This window comes from Kitasatospora sp. NPDC101176 (genome assembly GCF_044768035.1).
GTDB lineage: Bacteria > Actinomycetota > Actinomycetes > Streptomycetales > Streptomycetaceae > Kitasatospora.
Genome location: NZ_JBIWPA010000047.1, coordinates 1 through 20202, shown reverse-complemented (window position 1 = coordinate 20202; position 20202 = coordinate 1). Strand labels below are relative to the sequence as shown.

General features: G+C 74.7%; 15 protein-coding genes. 4 read left to right on the top strand and 11 right to left on the bottom strand.

Annotation, left to right across the window (positions count from 1 at the left end; translation table 11 throughout):
- The first annotated feature begins 238 nt into the window (after positions 1-238).
- Both ACIRS1_RS36960 and ACIRS1_RS36955 read left to right on the top strand, forming a co-directional pair.
- Positions 239-3277 carry a LodA/GoxA family CTQ-dependent oxidase gene (locus ACIRS1_RS36960; protein ID WP_402846902.1) on the top strand — a complete coding sequence of 1013 codons (3039 nt, stop codon included), beginning with the start codon at positions 239-241 and terminating at the stop codon, positions 3275-3277.
- Between the two features lie 226 nt (positions 3278-3503).
- On the top strand, positions 3504-5456 hold the full coding sequence (locus ACIRS1_RS36955) for a hypothetical protein (protein ID WP_402846900.1): 1953 nt from the start codon (positions 3504-3506) through the stop codon (positions 5454-5456).
- A gap of 81 nt (positions 5457-5537) precedes the next feature.
- Here the strand turns inward: ACIRS1_RS36955 and ACIRS1_RS36950 are convergent, their stop codons facing one another.
- The 7 genes from ACIRS1_RS36950 to lanKC all read right to left on the bottom strand — a co-directional run bounded on the left by ACIRS1_RS36950 (position 5538) and on the right by lanKC (position 14800).
- Complete coding sequence (locus ACIRS1_RS36950) at positions 5538-6551, bottom strand: radical SAM protein (RefSeq protein ID WP_402846898.1); 1014 nt, start codon at positions 6549-6551, stop codon at positions 5538-5540.
- 21 nt (positions 6552-6572) lie between these two features.
- Positions 6573-6917: a hypothetical protein gene (locus tag ACIRS1_RS36945; protein ID WP_360222429.1), complete on the bottom strand. Its 345-nt coding sequence runs from the start codon at positions 6915-6917 to the stop codon at positions 6573-6575.
- Between the two features lie 168 nt (positions 6918-7085).
- Positions 7086-8441 (bottom strand): hypothetical protein, encoded by a 1356-nt coding sequence (locus ACIRS1_RS36940; protein WP_402846896.1) that lies wholly within the window; start codon positions 8439-8441, stop codon positions 7086-7088.
- Between the two features lie 103 nt (positions 8442-8544).
- Positions 8545-9789 carry a cytochrome P450 gene (locus ACIRS1_RS36935; protein WP_402846894.1) on the bottom strand — a complete coding sequence of 415 codons (1245 nt, stop codon included), beginning with the start codon at positions 9787-9789 and terminating at the stop codon, positions 8545-8547.
- A 166-nt stretch (positions 9790-9955) separates the two neighbouring features.
- Positions 9956-11716: an ABC transporter ATP-binding protein gene (locus ACIRS1_RS36930; RefSeq protein WP_387907602.1), complete on the bottom strand. Its 1761-nt coding sequence runs from the start codon at positions 11714-11716 to the stop codon at positions 9956-9958.
- Between the two features lie 176 nt (positions 11717-11892).
- A complete protein-coding gene (locus ACIRS1_RS36925; RefSeq protein ID WP_350639260.1) occupies positions 11893-12030 on the bottom strand; it encodes a SapB/AmfS family lanthipeptide in 138 nt (45 codons plus the stop codon).
- A gap of 136 nt (positions 12031-12166) precedes the next feature.
- Positions 12167-14800: a class III lanthionine synthetase LanKC gene (gene lanKC, locus ACIRS1_RS36920; protein WP_402846891.1), complete on the bottom strand. Its 2634-nt coding sequence runs from the start codon at positions 14798-14800 to the stop codon at positions 12167-12169.
- Positions 14801-15589: 789 nt separating this feature from the next.
- On the opposite strand from lanKC, the gene nadE reads away from it, so the two are divergent.
- Positions 15590-16420: an ammonia-dependent NAD(+) synthetase gene (gene nadE, locus ACIRS1_RS36915; RefSeq protein WP_402846889.1), complete on the top strand. Its 831-nt coding sequence runs from the start codon at positions 15590-15592 to the stop codon at positions 16418-16420.
- A gap of 49 nt (positions 16421-16469) precedes the next feature.
- Here nadE and ACIRS1_RS36910 read toward each other — a convergent pair whose 3' ends face one another.
- The 3 genes from ACIRS1_RS36910 to ACIRS1_RS36900 form a co-directional block, all read right to left on the bottom strand.
- Positions 16470-16901 carry a hypothetical protein gene (locus ACIRS1_RS36910; protein WP_402846887.1) on the bottom strand — a complete coding sequence of 144 codons (432 nt, stop codon included), beginning with the start codon at positions 16899-16901 and terminating at the stop codon, positions 16470-16472.
- Between the two features lie 42 nt (positions 16902-16943).
- The gene (locus ACIRS1_RS36905) at positions 16944-17555 is read right to left on the bottom strand and encodes a hypothetical protein (RefSeq protein ID WP_402846885.1); all 612 of its coding nucleotides are present in this window, start codon (positions 17553-17555) and stop codon (positions 16944-16946) included.
- 210 nt (positions 17556-17765) lie between these two features.
- A complete protein-coding gene (locus ACIRS1_RS36900) occupies positions 17766-18776 on the bottom strand; it encodes a zinc-binding alcohol dehydrogenase family protein (RefSeq protein WP_402846967.1) in 1011 nt (336 codons plus the stop codon).
- 167 nt (positions 18777-18943) lie between these two features.
- Between ACIRS1_RS36900 and ACIRS1_RS36895 the strand changes: the two genes are divergently transcribed.
- Entirely contained in the window at positions 18944-19300 is a 357-nt protein-coding gene (locus tag ACIRS1_RS36895) for a helix-turn-helix domain-containing protein (protein WP_360223096.1), read from the top strand.
- Positions 19301-19375: 75 nt separating this feature from the next.
- Here ACIRS1_RS36895 and ACIRS1_RS36890 read toward each other — a convergent pair.
- The coding region (locus tag ACIRS1_RS36890; protein ID WP_402846883.1) for a beta-ketoacyl reductase at positions 19376-20202 on the bottom strand (827 nt) is incomplete at its 5' end.

Sequence of the window (20202 nt, the reverse complement as noted above, 5' to 3'; positions counted from 1 at the left end):
GGGCACGACCGGCCACTGACGACGCTGCCCCCGGCGCCCAGGGCGGGGCGAGCGGTGCTGGCCGATTGGAGTGACCGGGCCCGCGGCAGCCCGGGGCAGTGCTCGTTTCGGGCGTACGTCGCCGCGCAGTTCGCGGACGTCCTGTGCAGGCTGGACCGGGGCCGGGCAGCCGGAAGCGGCGTTCACCGGACCACCGGAGCAGCCACCGGACCAGCCGCCGCACCGACGGGAGCACAGCATGATCGGGAAGCCCGAACCCTTCGACGAGTCGGCAGGGGGGCCGCCCCTGCCGGACTGCACGGCGGACGCCGCCGCCGCGTTGAAGCAGATGTTCGTGGACATGACGCAGGGCGCCAGGATGGCCCGCGGCCAGGACCCGGTGAAGCGCCCGGTGTTCCTCAAACCGCACGGCGTCGCCCGCGGCGTCCTCACCGTCGCCGACGACCTGCCCGCCGAGCTGCGCGTCGGCTTCCTGCGGGCGGCGCACGAGCAGCCCGGCGGACTGACCGCCTGGGTGCGGTTCTCCAGCGACACCGTGCCCGGCAGCCCCGACCTGAAGACCACCCTCGGCATCGGCGTGAAGCTGTTCGGGGTGCCCGGGCCGAAGCTGCTGGAGGGGGACACCGAGGCGGGCACCCAGGACCTGCTGATGCAGAACTTCGACGTCTTCTTCGTGGACACCGCCCAGGACATGTGCGAGTTCACCAAGGCCGGTGTCGTCGACGGCAGTTACGACCGCTACCTGGACGCGCACCCGGTCACCCGGGAGATCCTCGACGCGATGGCGGTCTTCGAGCCGAGCGTCCTGACCACCACCTACTGGGGCGTGCTGCCCTACGCCTTCGGGGCCGACCGCTTCGTCAAGTACAAGCTGGTGCCGGTCGGTTGCGAACCCGGCGACCCGACCGCGACGCCGCCCGACGAGGACCCGGCCTACCTGGGCACCGACCTCGCCCACCGGCTCGCCGCCGGGACGGCCGCCTTCGACCTGCTCGTCCAGTTCCGCACCGACCCGGACACGATGCCGCTGGACGCGGCCACCGTGCGCTGGGAGGAGAGCGCGAGCACCCCCGTGAAGGTCGCCCGGCTGACCCTCCAGCAGCAGGACGTCACGGCCCGGGGCCAGGCAGCCTACGGCGAGAACCTCGCCTACAACCCGTGGCACTCGCTGGCCGAGCACCGCCCCGTCGGCAGCATCGCCGAGGTGCGCCGGACGGTCTACCGGGCCTCGGCCGAGCAGCGCCGCGACGTCAACGGCGTCCCCGCCGCCGAACCGGGCCCGGCCCGCCCGCAGCTGACCCCGCCGCCCGGCCGGGACACCCGGATCGTCCGGGCCGCCGTGCACCCCGCGATCGGCGTGGCCCGGGTCGGCGACAGCATGATGGACGACTTCGTGCTCGCCCCCGAAGTCGACCAGCCGGCGGTGGCTCCCCCCGGGAGCTACAAGGACGTCACCGGCGCCCTCAAGCGCCAGGGCGTCCGGTTCCGGGTCTACGGCTACAACGCGGCCGGCGAGCCGGTCGCCGAACTCACCGCCGACAACGCCGACCTGCGCTGGACGGTGCACGTCGCCAACTCCAAGGCCGCCTGGTACCAGTTCCAGATCGCCCTGGACATCCCGGAGGCCGGGCAGGCCGACGCCAGCAACCTGCGCAACGCCAAGATCCCGGCGGACCAGCGCAGCCTGCTGACCATCGACCCCGGGAGCCGCTCGGTGCGCGGCCGCAACCGCTCCGGTGCGCCCGAGTACCGCTTCGACACCGGCACCTTCATGGACCGGCGGGTCTACCTCGGCGAGCTGCGCACCGACGACAGCGGCCGGCTGATCTTCCTCGGCGGGCACGGCGTCTCGGCCTCGGCCGCCGACGCCCCTGCCGACACCTTCGCCAACAACGACGGCTGGTACGACGACACCTCCGACGGCCCGGTCACCGCCGAGGTCAGCATCGACGGACGGCGGATCCCGGTCGAGCCGGGCTGGGTGGTGACCGCACCGCCCAACTACGCGCCCGAGCTCATGTCGGTGCGGACCATGTACGACCTGGTGCGCGGCTCCTTCTTCGAGGCCGGGCTGCTCCCCGAACCGCCGCAGGTGTCGTTCACCCGCGACGTCCTGCCGGTGCTGCGCCGGCTCTCCGGCCTGCAGTGGGTCAACAAGGGCCTGGCCGTCCAGTTCGGGCACGGCGGCCGCGAGCACCTCCTCGACCCGGCCCGGCTCGCGGCGCTCGCGGACCCCTCGCCCGTGCAGCGGGAGCTGCGCCGTCAGGTGTGGCTCGCGGTGCGCGACTACGACCGCGACGGCGTGTCGCCGGTGCCCTGGCCGGCGGTCTACGGCGACGCGATGAACCTGCCGCCGACGTCGGTGCGCCAGCACATGACGCTCTCCCCGCTGCAGTACCGGCTGTTGCAGCGCTGGGCCCGCGGGGACTTCGTGAACGACCACGACCCGGCGGCCGAGCCCCCGTCCTCCCTGGACGAGGTCCCGTTCGCCCAGCGGCCGGAGACCCTCGACCGGGCGGCGCTGTCGTTCTGCCTGGCCGACGCCTTCCACCCCGGGTGCGAACTGACCTGGCCGATGCGGCACACCACGCTGTACGGCAGTCCCTTCCGGATCCGGCACCGGGACCCGGCCGCCCCGCCGCCGCCCTTCTACGGCCAGGCGCTCACCCCGGACGTCGCGCTCTCCCTCGACGGACCGCTGCACGCCCAGGGTCCCGGCGACCTGACCCGGTGGATGGCCGTGCCGTGGCAGACCGACACCGCGAGCTGCCGGTCGGGCTACGAGTACAGCAGCTCCCTCGGGCTCGGCCCCTACGACCCGTACCTGCCCACCTTCTGGCCGGCCCGGGTGCCCAACCACGTGCTGGCCGAGGAGGACTACGAGGTGGTGGTGGACACCTCCCGCCCGATGGGCGAGCGGCTGGCCGCGTTCGGGACGCGGCGGACCTGGCTGCGCTGGCTGCCCACCCCCTACCTCGACGCCATCAACGCGATGGTGCGGGACTTCGGCAAGCTCGGTGTGGTCGAGCGCCGGCCGGGGCCGACGGACGACCCGCGCTTCCCGGCGGAGCTGCTGGTGGAGTCCGAGGTGAGCTTCCCGCGCGAGCCCGCGCCGCCGGCCGGGCGCAACCTCGTCACGGTGCACGTGGACCGCGCCGCCGACCCGGTCCTCGGCGCCGCCGCGATGTCCACCGCGGTCACGATGGCGGACGCCCCGGACGAGGAGGTCTCGGTGGGCTTCATCGACAAGGTGAAGCGGTTCCGGACGCACCGCTGACCGACCGTCGGCGCCCGCCCGGACCGCCGCCCGCCACCTCGGCCGGCGGCGGTCCGGCCGCGTCGGCCCACGGCCGGTGCGGGCCCTGCCGGTCAGATCATGCGTGTCCGTACGGACCTTGGTGGGCATGGCCTCCGGGCCCTTTCCGGCCGCCCCGCAGGACGCGCGAGCGGCCCTCGCCGGGCATAGCCTGAAAGGGCCGGAACGTACCTCCAAGGGGTCAGCCATGACTACTCCGACAACCGCAGTCCTCGACGCGACGGAGGTCACCCAGGCGGTGCAGGACCTCCAGCACAGCGTCACCCTGATCGCCGGCAAGACGACCGTGGTCCGCGCCTACGTGAGCGGCACGATCGGCCCGGTCACCGGGGTGAGCGGCACCCTCACGGTGCTGAGGTCCCCCACCGATCCCGGATCCACCGTCCGTTCGGTCAACACCCTCACCCTCGACCCGAACGCCCCCCTCGACCTGCCCACCCGCCGTGCCGACGCCGACCTGAGCCTCAACTTCCTGCTGCCGCCCGCCCTGACGGCCGAAGGGGCACTCAGCGTGAGGTCGCTCACCCTGAGCGACTCGCTGACCGGCGCGCCCGTCCCGCTCAGCGTTCCTGCCAACGGTCCGACGGTGTGGTTCCACAGCTCCCCGCCGCTGCGCGTGCGGGTCTTCGGCCTGCGCTACGCGGACGGGGACCCGCCGACCACGCACACTCCCCGTGACCTCGACTACACCGCGTTGATCAGCTGGCTCAAGCGCGCCTACCCGGTGGCCGAGGTGATCAGTTCACACACCGTCATCGACGTGACGGCCGCCGCGCCGTTCGCGTGCAACGACACCAACGCCCAGCTCGCCGCCATCCGCGCCCTCGACATCAGCGCGGGCGGCGACCGCCGCACCCACTACATCGGCCAGGTCGCCGACGGAGGGTTCTTCATGCGCGGGTGTTCCTCCGGCGTGCCCGCGGCGCCGGACCCGGCGACCGTCGCCTCGTCACCGTGCGGAGCCGCGGACTGGGGCTGGGACTTCGACGGCGTCTACAGCGACTGGTACGGCGGGCACGAGCTCGGCCACACCTTCGGCCGCCGCCACCCCGGGTTCTGCGGGGAGTCCCCCGACGACCTGCTGGGATACCCGTTCCCGAACGGACAGCTCGCGGACGGCCCGGCCACCTTCGCCGGGTTCGACGTGGGCGACCCGAAGCTGGGCGTGCCGATGGCCGCGATGGCCGGCGTGGTGTGGCACGACGTCATGACCTACTGCAACCGCCAGTGGATGAGCAGCTACACCTACGAGGGCATCCGCCGGCGCCTGGTGGCCGAGGAGGCCCTGGCGGTGGGCGGTCCCCAGCCGGCCCCCGTCCCCGCCGCGCCGGCCCCGGGGCCCGCCGCCCCGCCGGCTCCGGTGCCCGCCGCCCCACCCGCCAGGGAGGAACTCAGGGTCACCAGGTCGTACGGCGGCCGCCCCGACGAGCGCTTCCCGCAGCTGTCCGTGACGGCGGTGGCTCCGGCACCGGCCGCGCGGGCGATGCACCGCGAGGCGGTGGGCGGCCCGGAACCGGCCGGCGAACAGCTGGTCAGCGTGGTCGGCACGGTCGACCTCACCCGGCGTGAGGGCGGCATCCGCTTCGTCAACCCGGTGACCGCGGCGGCCGCCCAGCCGGACCAGGCCGCGGAGGGCGCCGCGCCGAACGGCGAGGTCCCGGTGGTGCTGCGGGTCCGACAGGGCGACGGCGCCCCGGTGCGCGACTTCCCGGTCACGGTCAAGCTGGGATCCGACCCGGACCCGGGCGAGGACCGCACCGGCCTGGTCGACGCGGTCGTCCCGGTGGGGCCCAGCCCGGCCTCGATCGAGCTGGTCGTCGGCGGGCAGGTGGTGGACACCTTCCGGCCCGGCGGACCGCCGCCGCCCCTGCTCGCCGCCCGCCACGCCGGGTCGGCCGACGGGGCGTTCGGGCTCGACCTGGACTTCGGCGGCCGGGTACCGGAGCCCGGTCAGACCTTCGCCGCCCAGGTCAGTACGGACGGCGGTGTCACGTGGCAGACGATCGGGGTGGGCCTCAAGGACCCGAGGGTCCGGATCGACCGCCGCCAGTTCCAGCCCGGCCAGCAGGTCCAGCTGAGGATCATCACGACCAACGGCTTCACCAGCTCGACCTCGGACGTCGAGAGCATCCGGGTCTGATGCCGAGGAAGCGGACGGCCCCGTGTCCCGGTGACTCCACCGGGGACACGGGGCCGCCGTCCGGCCGCCGCCCGACGCGGCTCAGCCGACGAGGCTCGCCCGCGAGGCGCGGGTGACCTCGTCGTACCAGTTCATGAAGGCCGGCCCGGCCTCGCCGGCCAGCTCGGTGTGCACCCGCCGGCAGAGGTCCCGGAAGGGCGCCGGGTCCCAGGTGCGGGCGAGGTCGGACAGCGGCGCCCGGTGCAGGTCACCGAGCGCGTACCGGCGGTCGAACCCGTGGACCAGGGGCACGACCGCACCGTCCGTCTCGACCACGAGCGGGGAGAGCCAGGAGCCGATCCGCCCCGCCGGGTCGCCGTCCGAGTCGCCGTCCGGGTCGCCGTAGGGGAGGAAGCGGTCGGCCCGGGCCACCAGACTCCCGCGTTCCACCAGGTCGAGCTGGACGACGAGGTCCGTCGAGGACCGCAGGCGAGCGGCCTCCAGCACCGAGAAGAGCATCTCCGTCACGTCGGGCACCGCGTCCGGCAGGGCGTCCACCGCGTTCCCCTCCGCTTCGAGCGGGTGGATCTGGAGCAGCGACGCGCCGGAGGTGACGGCGAAGTCGGCCACCCAGGCCAGCTCGTGGACGTTGAACTGGGTCAGGGTGAAGATGAAGCCGAAGGGGATCCCGGAGGCCCGGACCAGCGGGAGGCGGCGTTCCATCGCCGTGAAGGCCCGCCGGTCCCGGCGCATCCGCACGTGGCTGTCCGGCACGCCGTCCAGCGAGATGGCCAGCACGTCGACCAGTCCCGCCAGTTCGGAGAGCCGGCGGCCGGTGAGCAGCATGCCGTTGCTGGTGACGGTGGTGCGCATGCCGTGCGCACGGGCCGTGCGCAGCAGCTCCGTGAGCGGCCGGTAGAGGGTCGGTTCGCCGCCGGACACCCCCAGCACGTCGTACCCGAGGGCCGCGGCGTCGGCGACCGCCCGCTGCAGGACGGCGAGCTCGGTGGTCTCGTCGACCTCCGGGCCCGAGGAGGAGTAGCAGTGCAGGCAGCGGAGGTTGCAGCGCCGGGTGGGGTGGACCTGCAGGACGGACCGGCGGCCGGTGAGCGTCATCGGGGGTGCCCGGTCGGGGGTTCAGCGGGCGCGGGTGCCGGTCCCGACGGCCACCTCGAGGACCTGGTCGAAGACGGGCGGAAGACCCCGGGTGAAGTAGAAGAGCGAGGTGTCGTCGGTGAGCTCGGTGCGCCGGGCCAGGTCCGCGACCTGCTGGACCACGGCGCCGACCTGCGAGCCGTCGCCGTTCAGCCGGAACGAGGCCTGCAGGACGTCGGGGCGGGGGATGCCCCGGATGTGGATCCGCTCCAGGACGAGCTCGGACGTGATGTCGGCGAGGCCGGCGACGAACTCGTCGCTGATCGGGCGTCCGGCGTTGCGCCAGGCCTCGAGCAGGGCTTCCGATCCGCGCTTGGCGTTGGTCATCGCAGTCCTCCGGTGGGGGGAAGGGGAAGTTCCGGGGGAAGTCTGTGTGCGATCCGTTGTGCTGGGCAAGCCGCCGCGCCGGTGAGCCGGTGAGCCCGTGCCTGGGAACGGCCGCGGGGCGCGGGAGGCCGGTCGGTCCGGTCCCCCGCGCCCCGCGACGCGCGCTGCTCAGCCGTTCTTGGCGAGGTCCTTGATCTCCTCGTAGTCCATGCCGAGCTGGTTGAAGATCCGGATCTGCTCCTCGGGCATGCCGAGGCCGACGAGCTCCTTGACCTGGGCGTCGGTGAGCGGCTTGCCCGGGGTGCCGGCGGTGCCCGCGGTGCCGGGCCCGTCCTTCTCGGCGGCGGCGCCCGCGAAGGCGAGCACCGCGTTGCCGATGTCCGTCCCGGTGATCCTGAGGGCGCCGGCGGGAGCCTGAACGGCGGGGGCGGTCTCGCTGAACGCGAGCTTCACCGGGAAGGCGGCGTCCGGCCCGGCCTTCTCCTCCAGCTGCGCCAGGTCGAAGGTGGCCGAGGAGAGCGCGCCGCCCTTCAGGTACAGGTCGACGCCGACCTTGCGGTCCGGGACGCCGGCCGGGGCCTTCGCGGGGAGCTTCTCGAACTGCTGGGGGAACTTCGCGGACAGCGGCTTGACGGCCTTCAGCACCTCGTCGACCAGCTGACGGGCCGGGGCGCTCATCAGGAGGTGCTCGGTGCCGTCCTTCTTGCCCTTGTCCTCGAAGGTGACGGTGCGGGAGAACACGTCCTTCAGCGAGTCGGTCAGCTGCCGGGCGGTGTTCGGGTCGAGCGTGGGCCGGCCGGTGGGGGCGTTCGGCTTGGCCCTGTCGGACTTCTTGGACGCGTCGGCGAGTTCCTGGAGGTCGACCGAGACCCAGCTGCCGGTCAGTGCCTGCTTGACCGCGTCGAGGTCGGCGGGCAGGTCCCGGGTGACGGAGTCCACCTCGGCCGGGTCCTCGCCGACCAGCTTCACCAGGCCCTTGGCGTCGACGCGCAGGTAGCCCTTCGCGTCGACCTGGCGGTACTCCAGGAGGGCGGTGCCCTTCTTGTCCGCGAGCACGTACGAGACGCGCAGCGACCTGTCGAACGTCAGGTCCTGCGTGCCGCCGGAGCTTTGCGCGTTCTTGAAGGTGTCGAGGTCCTTGAGCGGCTTGTCGGCGGCCATCGCCACGGTGACGTTCAGGCCGGACAGGGCCTCCGCGCTCTTCCGCTCGACCTCCTCCCCGGAGGCCTTGCCGAAGGCGACGATCTGCTCGGGGGTGGCCTCGACGGAGACGGTGACCCCGGCGGACCGGGCGTCGCCGAGCTTGCCGAAGGCCTTGGAGACCTTCTGGGCGGCCGTCAGCTGCTCGACGGTGCCGCAGGCGGCGAGGCCCGCGGCGAGGACGGCGGCGCTGACGGCGACGGGCAGGGTGCCGCGGGCGGCCCTGCGTATGGCGGTGTTGATGGTGCGTCTCCCGTGTGACCTGGGGCCCGGTTCGTGGGTGGGCCGATCCTCCCCTGTGGCGTGCGACGCCACAGCGTCCACACATCTGATCACACTGACAACAAGTGAGTGTGCGATTTTTTCGGCGCCCTCGGGCCCGGGCGACGGGCCGCCACAGGGCGGCGCGTACCGGTCCGCGGCGGCGCTACGCCTCCGCCGCCCCCGGGCCGGAGAGCAGCACCGGCAGCGACCGGTGGCCGTTGGAGATCAGGGACTCGACCGGCAGCAGCTCGGCGCCCGGCGCGAGGGTCAGACCGGGGAAGCGATCGAACAGCCGGCTCAGCGCCGTCTCGGCCTCCAGCCGGGCCAGCGGTGCGCCCAGACAGAAGTGCGGGCCGTGGCCGAAGGCAAGGTGCTCCTTCACCGGCCGGGTGACGTCGAACTCCGCACCGGTCGCCCCGAACCGGCACGGGTGCCGGCCGGCGGCCGCGTAGGCGGCGAGGATGGCCTCGCCCCGGCGGATCGTCACCTCCGCCGACAGCCGGATGTCCTCGACGGCGTAGCGCAGCGGCAGGTGCGCCACCGGGGCGTCCCGGCGCAGCGCCTCCTCGACGACCTCGCTCCACGGCACCTCGCCGGCCCGGACCAGGGCGAGCTGCTCGGGGTGGGAGAGCAGCAGCGCGATGCCGTTGTCGATCAGGTTCACCGTGGTCTCGTACCCGGCCGAGACGACCAGCAGCAGGGTGTCCCGCAGCTCCTGCTCGGTCAGCGCGGCGGCGGCCGAACCGTCGCCCTCGGTGTCGCGGGCGGCGATCAGCCGGGAGGTCAGGTCGTCGCCGGGCCGTTCGCGCTTGGCGGAGATCAGGTCGTCGAGCATCGCGTAGAAGGCGGCCGCGTTGGCCGCCGACTCCTGGGGCGTCAGCGTGGTGTCGAAGACCCGGTCGACGTGCTGCCGGAACCGCTCCTCCAGGTAGGCCGGAAGGCCCATGAGGTGGCCGATGACCCGGATCGGCAGCGGGTGGGCGAGCCGCTCGCGCAGGTCGACGGTGACGCCCGGCGGCGTCGCGGCGATCCCGTCCAGCAGGGCGTCCGTCAGGGCGCCGACCCGACCGGCGAGCGCGTTGGTCTGCCGGGGTGTGAACGCGCCGCCCACCAGGCGGCGCAGCCGGCGGTGGTCCGCGCCGTGCGCGGTGAACATGTTCCGTGCGTCGACCCAGAGCGCCAGCGGCCACTTGGGCACCACGTCGTCGAAGGCCGGCCAGTGCAGGTGCCCGTCCTTGGAGACCCGGGGGTCCCTCAGCAGCTCCTCCAGCAGGAGCGGGTCCGCCACCGCCCAGGCCTCGACACCGAGGATGTCGACCGGCGTCGCGGGACCGCGGGCGCACAGCTCGGCGGTCTCGGCCTCGCGGGCGCGGCCGGTCGGGTCCAGGACGAGGCGCGGACGGTCCATGGGGCTCCTTGGGTCGGGAGGGCACGCGGTCGGGCGGCGGGCCGCGCAGCGGGCACACCCGGTCGAGGATGACGCCTCGGCCCGCCCGCGTCGAGAGGGCCTCCCGAGCCCCGCGGCCGCGCCCCGTGCCCCCGCTCGCCCGCTCCGCGGGCCGGCGGACGGCACGTCAGTGCGCGGGGAGGGCCTGGGCGGCGACCAGTTCGCGGTAGGGCGGGCACCGCTCCAGCAGCGCGGGGTGGTCGCCCGCGTCGACCACCCCGCCCTCGCTCATCATGATCACGTGGTGGGCGTGCTGGACCGTCGACAGCCGGTGCGCCACCACGATGACGGCCCGGGTCGCCGCGAGGTCGTCGACGATCGCGCGCAGCCGCTGTTCGTTCAGACCGTCGAGCTGGCTGGTCGGTTCGTCCAACAGGACGATGTCGGCGTCCGAGAGCAGCGCGCGGGCCAGCGCCATGCGCTGGCGCTGGCCGCCGGAGAGGTCCGTCTCCCGGCCCAGGACGGTGTCCAGGCCCCGGGGGAGCCGGGCGACGTCCTCCGTCAGTCCGACGGAGGCCAGTGCGGCCGCGAGTTCGGCCTCGCCGAGCGGCTGGGCCCGGCCGAGCTGGAGGTTCTCCCGGACGGTGGCCTCCAGCAGGGTGAAGGCCTGGTCGACGTAGGCGATCCGGGCGCGCAGCGCCGCCAGCGGCCAGTGCCGGGTGTCGTGGCCGAGGACGGTGATCGCACCGGAGGACGGCCGGATGAAGCGGTCGATCAGGCAGAGCGCGGTGCTCTTGCCGGCTCCGGAGGGGCCGACCAGGGCCGTCAGCCCGGTCCGGGCGGTGCTGAAGGAGACCCCGCGCAGCGCCGGGTCCTCGGCCCCGGTGTGGGTGTAGGAGACGCCCGTGAACGTCACGGACGGTGCGTGCGGCAGCGGGGTCGGCGCCCCGCGGCCGGTGTCCTCCGGATCGGCTTCGGGCGCCATCCGCAGCAGGTCGTTGCAGCGGTCCCGGGCCGCCAGGCCGGACTGCAGCCGACCCATCCCGCTGGCCAGCGTGTTGACCGAGGGGATGGTCTGCAGCAGGTAGAGCAGGAACGCGGCGAAGGCGGCCGGGGCCAGTGAGCCGTCGGCCAGCCGGGCGCCGCCGGTGAGGATCACCGCGATCATCGCGAGCTGGTTGCCGAGCGTGAGCGCGGCCGGGATCAGCGCGCCCAGCCGGGCGCCGTCCAGCGAGACCGCCCGCAACCGCTCGGCGTCGGCCGCCAGCGCCCGGGTGGCGAGCGGCTCCGCCCGGTAGGCCTTGATGGTGGTCAGGGCCTGGAGGTTGGCGGTGAAGCGCTGGGATATGTGCCCGACGGCGTCCTGCTGACCGGTCACGTTCGCCCGCATCCGGCGCAGCACCAGGACCACGACCAGGGTGAGGGCGGCCAGCGCCACCACCGTGACCAGGGTGAGGAGCCAGTCGATCCAGGCCATCACCGCCAGCGTCGCGACGACGGTCAGCGCGGCCAGCGGCAGTTGGGTGGCCACGTCGACGACCTGGCGCAGCAGCAGCGCGTCCGAGGTGACCCTGGCGGCGAGCTCGCCCGTCCCCTGGGTGCGCACGACCGCCAGCGGCAGCCGCAGCGCGTGCTCCATCAGACGGATCCGCAGCCGGTAGGCCATCCGCTCGCCGATCCGGGCGAGCAGGAAGCCGCAGCCGGCCTGGGCGAGGGCGCTGCCCGCGGCGGCCAGGCACATCCACGTGGCGTCGGCGGCGAGCGGGCGGTGGTCGGAGAAGTCGGTGATGACCTCGCGCAGGATCAGCGGCAGCGCGATCGTGGCGGCGGTCGCGGCGAGCGCCAGCAGCAGGGCGAGGGCGAGGCGGCCGGGCTCACGGGTGAGTTCACGGCGCAGCCGCACCGGGCCCGCGGCACCTGCGGCGGGCGGCGGGACCTGGTCCGCCACGGGGGACCCCTCTCTGCTCCGGGCTGGGTGGCGCGGCCCGGCGGGCCGCGCGGCACAACGGTCACCGTCCGGCCCGCTGACCAGGCGGACCGGACGGCCCGGTCCGCAGCAGGGAGCCTGCTGCGGACCGGCCGGCCGGAGGCGGGGGTGCCGCCCCCGGCCGGGGGAGTCTCAGATCAGAGACAGACGAGGGTGCTGACGGTGCTGGTGCCGCAGTTCAGCACGCTGAGCGAGCTGGTGGAGGCGAGGGTGTCGTCGATCGGGGCCGCCTCGGTCTCGGGCAGCTCCATGGTCTGGAGGTCGAGGATCGCCATGACTTTCTCCTTCTCTTCGGACGGGTGGATCACCCGGCCTGGTGGCCGGGGGCAGGTGGGGGCGCGCGGTGCTCGCGGCGCCCGATGGGTGTCCCGGCGTGCTTCCCGGCCGGGACGGTGGGGCGGGTACGGCGGCTCAGGGGGCCGACGCCGGGGCGCCGGTCGGGTCCGTCGCCGGATCGGCGCAGGGCCGGGCGCCGGGCTCGGCGGCGGTGAAGGGCAGGAACGGGGTGTCCGCCAGGGCCGTCCCCAGCGCCAGCAGCACCCCGGCCGAGCCGGTCGCCAGGTCCGTCGACAGCCGCAGCAACTGGTCCCCGGGGAAGGCGAGCCACCCCTGGTAGGTGACCTGGTGCAGCCTCAGGAGGCGGCGGTGGCGTTCGACGGCGCGCCGTGCGCGGGCGGCCTCCCCGGCATCGGCCGGGCGGCACCGGGCCAGGTAGCCCAGTAGTCCGGCCCGCCCGTTGAACAGCCCGGGCTGGATGACGAACTCGGGTTCGGCGGCCCGGCGGATCAGCGGCGCCCAGTCGGCGGTGGGGCTGTCCGGGCGGTGTGCCAGCAGGGCCTCCAGGGCGAGGCCGATGCCTGCGCTGCCCGTCTCGACGTACGGCAGCACCCGGCGGCCGTCGAGCACCTGCAGCGTGCCGTCCGCGACCCGCACGCAGCGTTCCAGGTCCAGCTCCAGCAGGGCCTCGGCCCGGTCGAGCAGGGCCTGGTCACCGGTGCGCTCGTGGAGCCGGACCAGCGCGAGCGCCACTCCGGAGGCGCCCGCCAGCAGGCCCGTCCGGCGGCGGCCGCCGTCCGTGCCGCCCCGCTGCGCCTCGTCGGCCGCGGCGGTGCCGAAGGCCCGGGCGGCGTCGAGGAGGCCGGCGTCGCCGGTGGCCCCGGCGAAGTGCAGCAGGGCGAGGGCGATACCGGCACCGCCCTCGGCCAGTCCGGCGCCCACGTCCTCCTTGGGCGAGGTGCCGAGCCGTTCCAGCAGGTCCAGGGCCGCCTCGTGCTCGCCGAGCAGGTCGAGCACCTGGGCGACGCCGTGCCCGCCGTGGTACAGGCCCGGGCCCAGTGGACGGGTGCGGGCCGCGTCGACCAGCCAGCGCACGTGGTCGGGCTCGATCCGGGCGCCGGTGGCGTGCAGGGCGTACAGCACGCCGGCCGCGCCGTGGGCCAGGCCGAAACCGCCGCGGGTGAACTGGGCGACGTCACCGGGGAAGAGCCGGTCCGCGCGCCCCGGGGTCGCGGTGGCGAGGATCCCCTCGGCCAGCGAGTCCCGGAGGGCGGGCCAGTCGGGGGCCGTGGCCCCGAGCAGCGCACCCGCCTCCCGGCGGCGGATCCCGAGTTCGGGGCGGTCGCTGCGCCCGTCGCCGGGCGCCGCGCCGAGCAGGTGGCGGATCCCGTCGGCGTAGCCGGCCGGCACCGGGAAGCGGGCCTCGATGTCGTCGGCGAACTCGGCGGCCTTGCCCGGGTCCAGGGCCGGCAGCTGGGCCAGCGGGAGGAAGAGCCAGAGCCGGATGCCGGCCAGGCCGTAGTGGTCGATCTGGGCGCCGGTGTAGCCGGGCGGGGCCGTGAATCCCATCGCGCCCAGCGCCGGGCGGACGAAGTCCTCGACGGTGCTGGCGAGTTCGAAGTCGATGAAGCAGATCTCGCCGTCCGGCCGGATAATCACGTTGCGCGGGTGGAGGTCGCCGAAGACCACCCCGCGGGAGTGGATGCCGTCCAGGGTCCGTTCGATCCGCGCCACGATGGCGAGCGCCTCGCGGGTGTAGCGGGCGACGGCCTCCTCGTCGGCGTCCGGGTGGATCAGCGGGTAGTGGCCGGTCAGCCACTGGCTCAGCGATTCGCCCTCGACGAACTCCTGGACCAGGAAGCGGTGCTCCCAGACGGTCAGCAGGTCGTGCAGGACGGGGACGCCGGGCACCCCGGCCAGCCGGGCGAGCGTGTCGTGCTCGGCCTGCAGCCTGGTCACCGCGTCGGTCCCGCGCTGGTCCAGCCCGGCGTGCGGCCGGGCCTCCTTGAGGACGACGGGCGGTGCGTCCGGACCCTCGGCGCGGGCCAGGTAGACGCCGCCCGCGTTGGAGAAGTGCAGCACCCGTTCGACGGTGTAGGGCAGTTCGTCGTCCTGCTGGGCGGCGCGCGCCGCCACCGCCGCGGCGATGCAGGCGGGCACCGGCGCCCAGGGCGGCACCGCGAACCCGGCGCCCCGGACGTCCGGGACGAGCCGGCCCTCGCCGTCCTCCAGGGCGAGCACCTTGTCGCCCGCCGCGTTGCGGGTGTAGCGCTCGGCGAACCCGCCGTACCGCAGGTAGAGCGGGCCGTCCTCCCAGCGCAGGTCGCTGAGGATGTAGGGGCCCCGGCGGCCGGCGAGCAGCGGACCGAGGCCGTGCAGACATCGCTCGAGTTCCGCGTCGTCCCGCGGGTAGAGGGTGCAGAACTTGCCGCTGGATCCGCGCGGTGCGTACTTGGAGTTCTGCACCTGGAGGATCGGCAGCCCGCGCAGGAACTTGAACGCGACGCGTTCGGCGAGGCAGAAGCGGTGGACCTCCTCCAGCACCTGCTCGGCGTCCTCGGGGGTCGAGGACACGTGGATCTTCCAGCCCTGCTGGGGGATCCGGACGTCGGTCGGGCGCAGCATCGCCCACATCTCCAGGTCGCCGCGCTCCCACCCGGCGGGCAGCGGCCGGGTGACGGCGTCGAACTCCTCGGTGGCGCCCCAGCGACGGGGCGAGTCGTAGAAGATCGGATCGGCGAAGGCGTAGGCCTCGTACCGGTTGTCCAACGGGACCCTCCTCGGAGCAGGGGAGTGCACGGACGGGGGTGGGTGGGGTGCGTGGAGCGGTCGCGGTGCGGCGGTGTTCGGGGGACGGACGTGCGGCACCACGGAGGAATGCGGGGGAACGCGGCGGTCGCTGGGGCCCGGGAGCGGGAGGCCGGCGGTACGGGGCGGCTTCCGGCGGGCGGCGGCCGATCGGGATCCGGGGCGCTGCCCGGCGTCGCTGTGACAATCGGAAGTATTGGGATTGTGAGGGCGAGGTTACAACGGCGTGAAGGCGCGTATTCCGGACGGATATTCACTCCAGGGCGCGGTTTCCGCTCCGTAGCGAGCCGCGGCGCGTGACAGCGCACAGGCCGGGGCGTGGTGGCCCGGACCCGGGGTGCCGCCGTACGGCCACCGGCCCTGGCGCGACGCCCGCTGCACCGCTCTGACCTGCGAAGACGGCGAGACGTCCGGATGGTGGACGGCCGGGCGCCGTCCCCGCCGCCGACGGGGGCGCGCGGGGCGCGCGGGTGGTGTGGCCCCGCGGAATTCGGATCCGGGACGCCTTTCGTTCACCTCGCCGACGGTGAAATCGGCGGTGCCGATTCCGAATGGAATTCCGGACGTCGATCTGGCGATCGATGGTACGGCATGCGGCGACCGGGGATTTCCGGCATTCGCCGTGCCGACACGGAGCCCGGCGGCGGCGTCCGACGGGGAATTCGGCCGGGTGTCCGGCGCCGATCCGCGGCAGGCGCCCCCGATAGGGTGGGCCCGGCACAACCCAGCGAACCGGAACGAGGAGCAGCCGTGAGCGAGTCGGCGTCCATAGCCCTGCAAGAGGAGATCGCCCGCGAACTCGAGGTCGCCGAGACCTTCGACGCCGAGCGGGAGATCGAGCGCCGCGTGGCCTTCCTGACCGAGCGACTGGTGACCACCGGTCTGCGTTCGCTGGTGCTCGGCATCAGCGGCGGCGTGGACTCCACGACGGCCGGCCGGCTCTGCCAGCTCGCCGTCGAGCGGGCGCGGGCCGCCGGGCACGAGGCGCGGTTCCACGCGATGCGGCTGCCCTACGGCGTCCAGGGCGACGAGCACGACGCCAAGCTCGCGCTCTCCTTCATCCGGGCCGACGAGGTGCTGACCGTGGACGTCAAGCCCGCGAGCGACGCCGCGCTGGATGCGGCGCTGGCGGCCGGGGTGACCTTCCGGGACGCCCACCACCAGGACTTCGTCCACGGCAACATCAAGGCCCGCCAGCGCATGATCGCCCAGTACGCGGTGGCCGGCGCGCTGTCCGGCCTGGTCGTCGGCACCGACCACGCCGCCGAGGCGGTCTCGGGGTTCTTCACCAAGTTCGGCGACGGCGCCGCCGACCTCGTCCCGCTCACCGGCCTGACCAAGCGCCGGGTGCGCGCCGTCGCGGACGCGCTGGGCGCGCCCGCCGAGCTGGTGTGGAAGGTCCCGACCGCCGACCTGGAGACCCTCGACCCGGGCAAGGCCGACGAGGACGCGCTCGGCGTCACCTACGACGACATCGACGACTTCCTGGAGGGCAAGCCGGTGGACGGGCGGGTCTTCGAGATCATCGTCGACCGCTACCGCGCCACCGAGCACAAGCGCCGGCTCCCGATCGCGCCGTAGGGTCCGTCCGTTCCGCGCCCCGGGGCCCCTGGCGGGTCCCCGGGGCGCGTCAGCCGGTGAAGCGCGCCCAGTACGTCCAGTGTGGCGGGGGCGACGGCCGGTCCGGGTCCGGGTCCTCCGGGGGCCCGGGCCGGTCGCCGAAGAAGAAGGCGTGCAGGTCGAGCAGGAAGCCGTACAGCTCGCCCTCGCCGTAGAAGTGGATGTCGTAGCCGGTGATGGCGTGCCAGGTCCCGAGCGTGGCGGGCTGCTGCTCCAGCAGGTACTCCAGGCTGGTGCGCAGCCGCCGGGCGTAGGCGCGGTCCCGGAGCAGCGAGCGCTTCTCCTCGACGAGGTCGATGCCCACGTTCGGGTGCAGGAACCAGGTGTAGAACCCGCGCAGCCGGCCGTCCTCGCGCCAGCCCGGGATGTCCCGGGCGCTCCACAGCGCGGGCGTGGCCCGGAAGTAGGTCAGGGCGGGGGTGGTGGGGGTCTGCTCGCTCACCGTGCTGAGGACGAGGGCGGGAGCGGTGCGGTTCCGCTCCGGTCACCCGTGGCGGCGGGCCGGCGGGTGCCCGGCCGTTCGGGAGCCGGCGGTGCGCAGGGTGCGGCGGGCGGCCGCGGTGACCAGCAGTGCCCAGAGCAGCGCGAGCGCGGCCACCGCGTAGACGCCGGCCGACAGGAACGACAGGTCGAGGTCGGTCGAGGCGGGCGGCACCCAGCCGCCCGGGTCGACCAGGACGCCGGTGGTGGAGCCCACGTCGGAGGCCCCGTCGCAGCCGAGACCGTCGAAGGAGGCGTGCGGCAGGGGCCGCCCGTCCGCGCGGCGGATCCCGCACGTCCAGTGCACCGTGCCGCTGCGGTCCCTGGCGCTGTGCGCCGAGGTGATCACCACCTCGGTGCGCTCGGCGCGGTGGGCGAGCACCTCGGCCCGGGTGGTCGCGGTGGGCAGGGCGAGCAGCAGCACGCCCAGCAGCACGCCGGGCCAGAGCACCCAGCCGCTGGTGCGCACCACCATGAGACCGCCCAGCGCGCAGATCAGCACCAGCACGGCGAGGACCGTGCACACGGCCGAGACGTCCGGGTCGGCGGCCAGCACCATCAGCCCGACCAGCAGCAGCGGGGCGGGCACCGCGACCGCGAGAGCGGCGCGGCGCACCGTGCGGGGTGCGAAGGAGGCGTCCGCCCGGGAACCCCGACGCCTCCGGGCGGCCTTCGGCGGGCGCCCGGCGCCCTCCGCGAGCGGTCTCTTCCGCTTCTTCCTGCCCCGTGCCATGCGGCCCCCGTCCGGTCGTCGGTCTGCTGTGCCCGCGCCAGTGTGACCGGCGGCCGGAGGACGGGGAAGGCCGGGGTGCCGCGGGGCCGGCGGTCAGCAGCCGGTGAGCGTGGTCTTGCCGATGGCGGTGCCCGACTCCTGGAGGCGGTGGGCCTCGCGCAGGGAGGCGGCGGTCAGCGGGCCCAGGTTCCGGGTGGCGGTGGTGGCGAGGACGCCGGAGTCCACCAGGCGGGCGACCCGGTCGAGGATGTGGTGCTGGGCGATCCGGTCAGCGGTCCGGAACATCGAGCGGGTGTACATGAACTCCCAGTGGAACGCGATGCTCTTCGGCTTCAGCAGGCCCACCGGCAGGGTGTCGAAGTCGTCGATGGCGACGATCCCGCCGAAGGGCTTGAGGGCCTCGGCGTAGGCGGCCAGGTTGTCGACGGTGCCCGTGGTGCTGAAGACGTGGTCCAGGCCGCCCGGTGCGACCTCCGCCAGCTGCGGGCCGAGCGGCTCGCGGTGGTCGATGACGTGGTCGGCGCCCATCCGGCGGGCGAAGGAGACGCTCTCCGGGCGGGAGGCGGTGCCGACGACGGTCAGGCCGGTGAGGGCGCGCGCCAGCTGGATCGTGATCGAGCCGACGCCGCCCGCGGCGGCGGTGACCAGCAGGGTCCCGGGCTGCTCCGGGGCGCCGCCGCGCACGCCGAGCCGCTCGAAGAGGCCCTCCCAGGCGGTCAGCGCGGTCAGCGGAAGGGCGGCGGCCTCGGCGAAGGCGAGCGAGGACGGCTTGTGGCCGACCAGTCGCTCGTCCACCGCGTGGTAGCGGGAGTTGGCGCCGGGCCGGTCGAGGGCGCCGGCGTAGTAGACCTCGTCGCCGACGCGGAACAGCTCCACCTCGCTGCCGACGGCGACCACGGTGCCGGCCGCGTCCCAGCCCAGCACCTTGGGCTCGCCGCCCGGGTCGACGTTCTGCCGGATCTTGTGGTCCACCGGGTTGAGGGCGACGGCCTCGACCCGGACCAGCAGGTCGCGCGCCCCGGGCCGGGGGACGGGGAGCTCGACGTCGACCAGGCTCTCCGGGTGGTCGATCGGCAGGCTGCGGCGGTAGGCGACGGCGGGCATGGTGGTGGGGATCGTGCTCACGGCGGGTTCCTCGTGTCCTCGCTGGTGCGACCGGCCCGGGGGAACCGGGCCGACGGCCCGGGGAGATCCGGGCACGTCGGCGACCGTATGGGAAAGGTAGTGGTTACCCGCAAGGGCTACTGGTACCCGTTGGGTACTATTGGGCCATGACGAGCTCCGCCACCGACGCCACCGACCCCAAGTCCGTCTACGCCGCGGCCTGCCCCTGCCGCGACCTGCTCGACCTGCTCGCCAACAAGTGGAGCGCGCTGGCCCTGGGCGCCCTGGAGGAGGGCCCGCAGCGCTTCGGCGCCCTGCGCGGCCGCCTGCAGGGAGTGAGCCCGAAGGTGCTCACCCAGACGCTGCGCCGGCTGGAGGAGCACGGCCTCGTCCACCGGGAGATCTTCGCCGAAGTCCCGCCCCGCGTCGAGTACAGCCTCACCGACCTCGGGGAGGACGCCTGCGTGCCGCTGGCGCACCTGCGCACCTGGGTCGAGCTCAACGTCGACCGGCTCCCGGCGTAGCACCGGTCCGCCAGGACCCGCCCGACGGCCGGGCCGCCACCCCTGCGCGGGGCGTGGCGGCCCGGCCGTCCGCGGTCACTCCGCGCCGCCCAGCTCGTCCTCGATCAGCTGGAACAGCTCGTCGTCGTCCGCGAGGTCGAGGCGGGTGGGCGCCTCGGGAGCGAGCCGGGCCAGGACGGCGGTCAGCCGGGCGGCCAGCCGTTCGCGGGTCTCCTCGTCGTCGGGGGCGGCGGCGAGGGCGGCCTCCAGGTCGTCGAGGTGGCCGAGCAGCGCGCCCGCCCCGCCGGGGAGGCGGACGGCCAGTTCGCCGTGCAGGTGGGCGGCGAGGGCGCTGGCCGTCGGGTGGTCGAACAGCAGGGTGGTGGGCAGCCGCAGGCCGGTCTCGGCGCTGAGGCGGTTGCGCAGTTCGACCGCCGTCAGCGAGTCGAGGCCGAGGTCCAGCAGGCCGCGCTCGGCCGGGACCGGCCGGTTCGCCGGATGCCCGAGCACCTCGGCGACCGCCGCGCCGACCAGGTCCAGCGCGATCCTGGCCCGCTCCGGCCCGGCGGCCTCGGCGAGCTTGCGCACCCACGGCGGAGTGGCGTCCGCGGTCGGTGCGGCCGTGGCGGCGGCGATCGGCCGCGCCGCCGCCGGGGGCCCGACCAGGCCGCGCAGCAGCGCCGGCACCCGCTCCCGGTCGCCCGCGGCCCGCAGCGCGCCGAGGTCGAGCCGGGCGGGGACGAGGAGGGGCTCGTCCGAGGTGAGCGCGGCGTCGAACAGGGCCAGCCCCTCCGCCACGCTCAGCGGGGCGATGCCGGAGCGTGCCATCCGGGCGAGGTCGGCGGTGCCGAGTCGGCTGCCCATGCCGTCGTCCTCCCAGAGGCCCCAGGCGAGGGAGGTGGCGGGCAGGCCGAGGGCGTGGC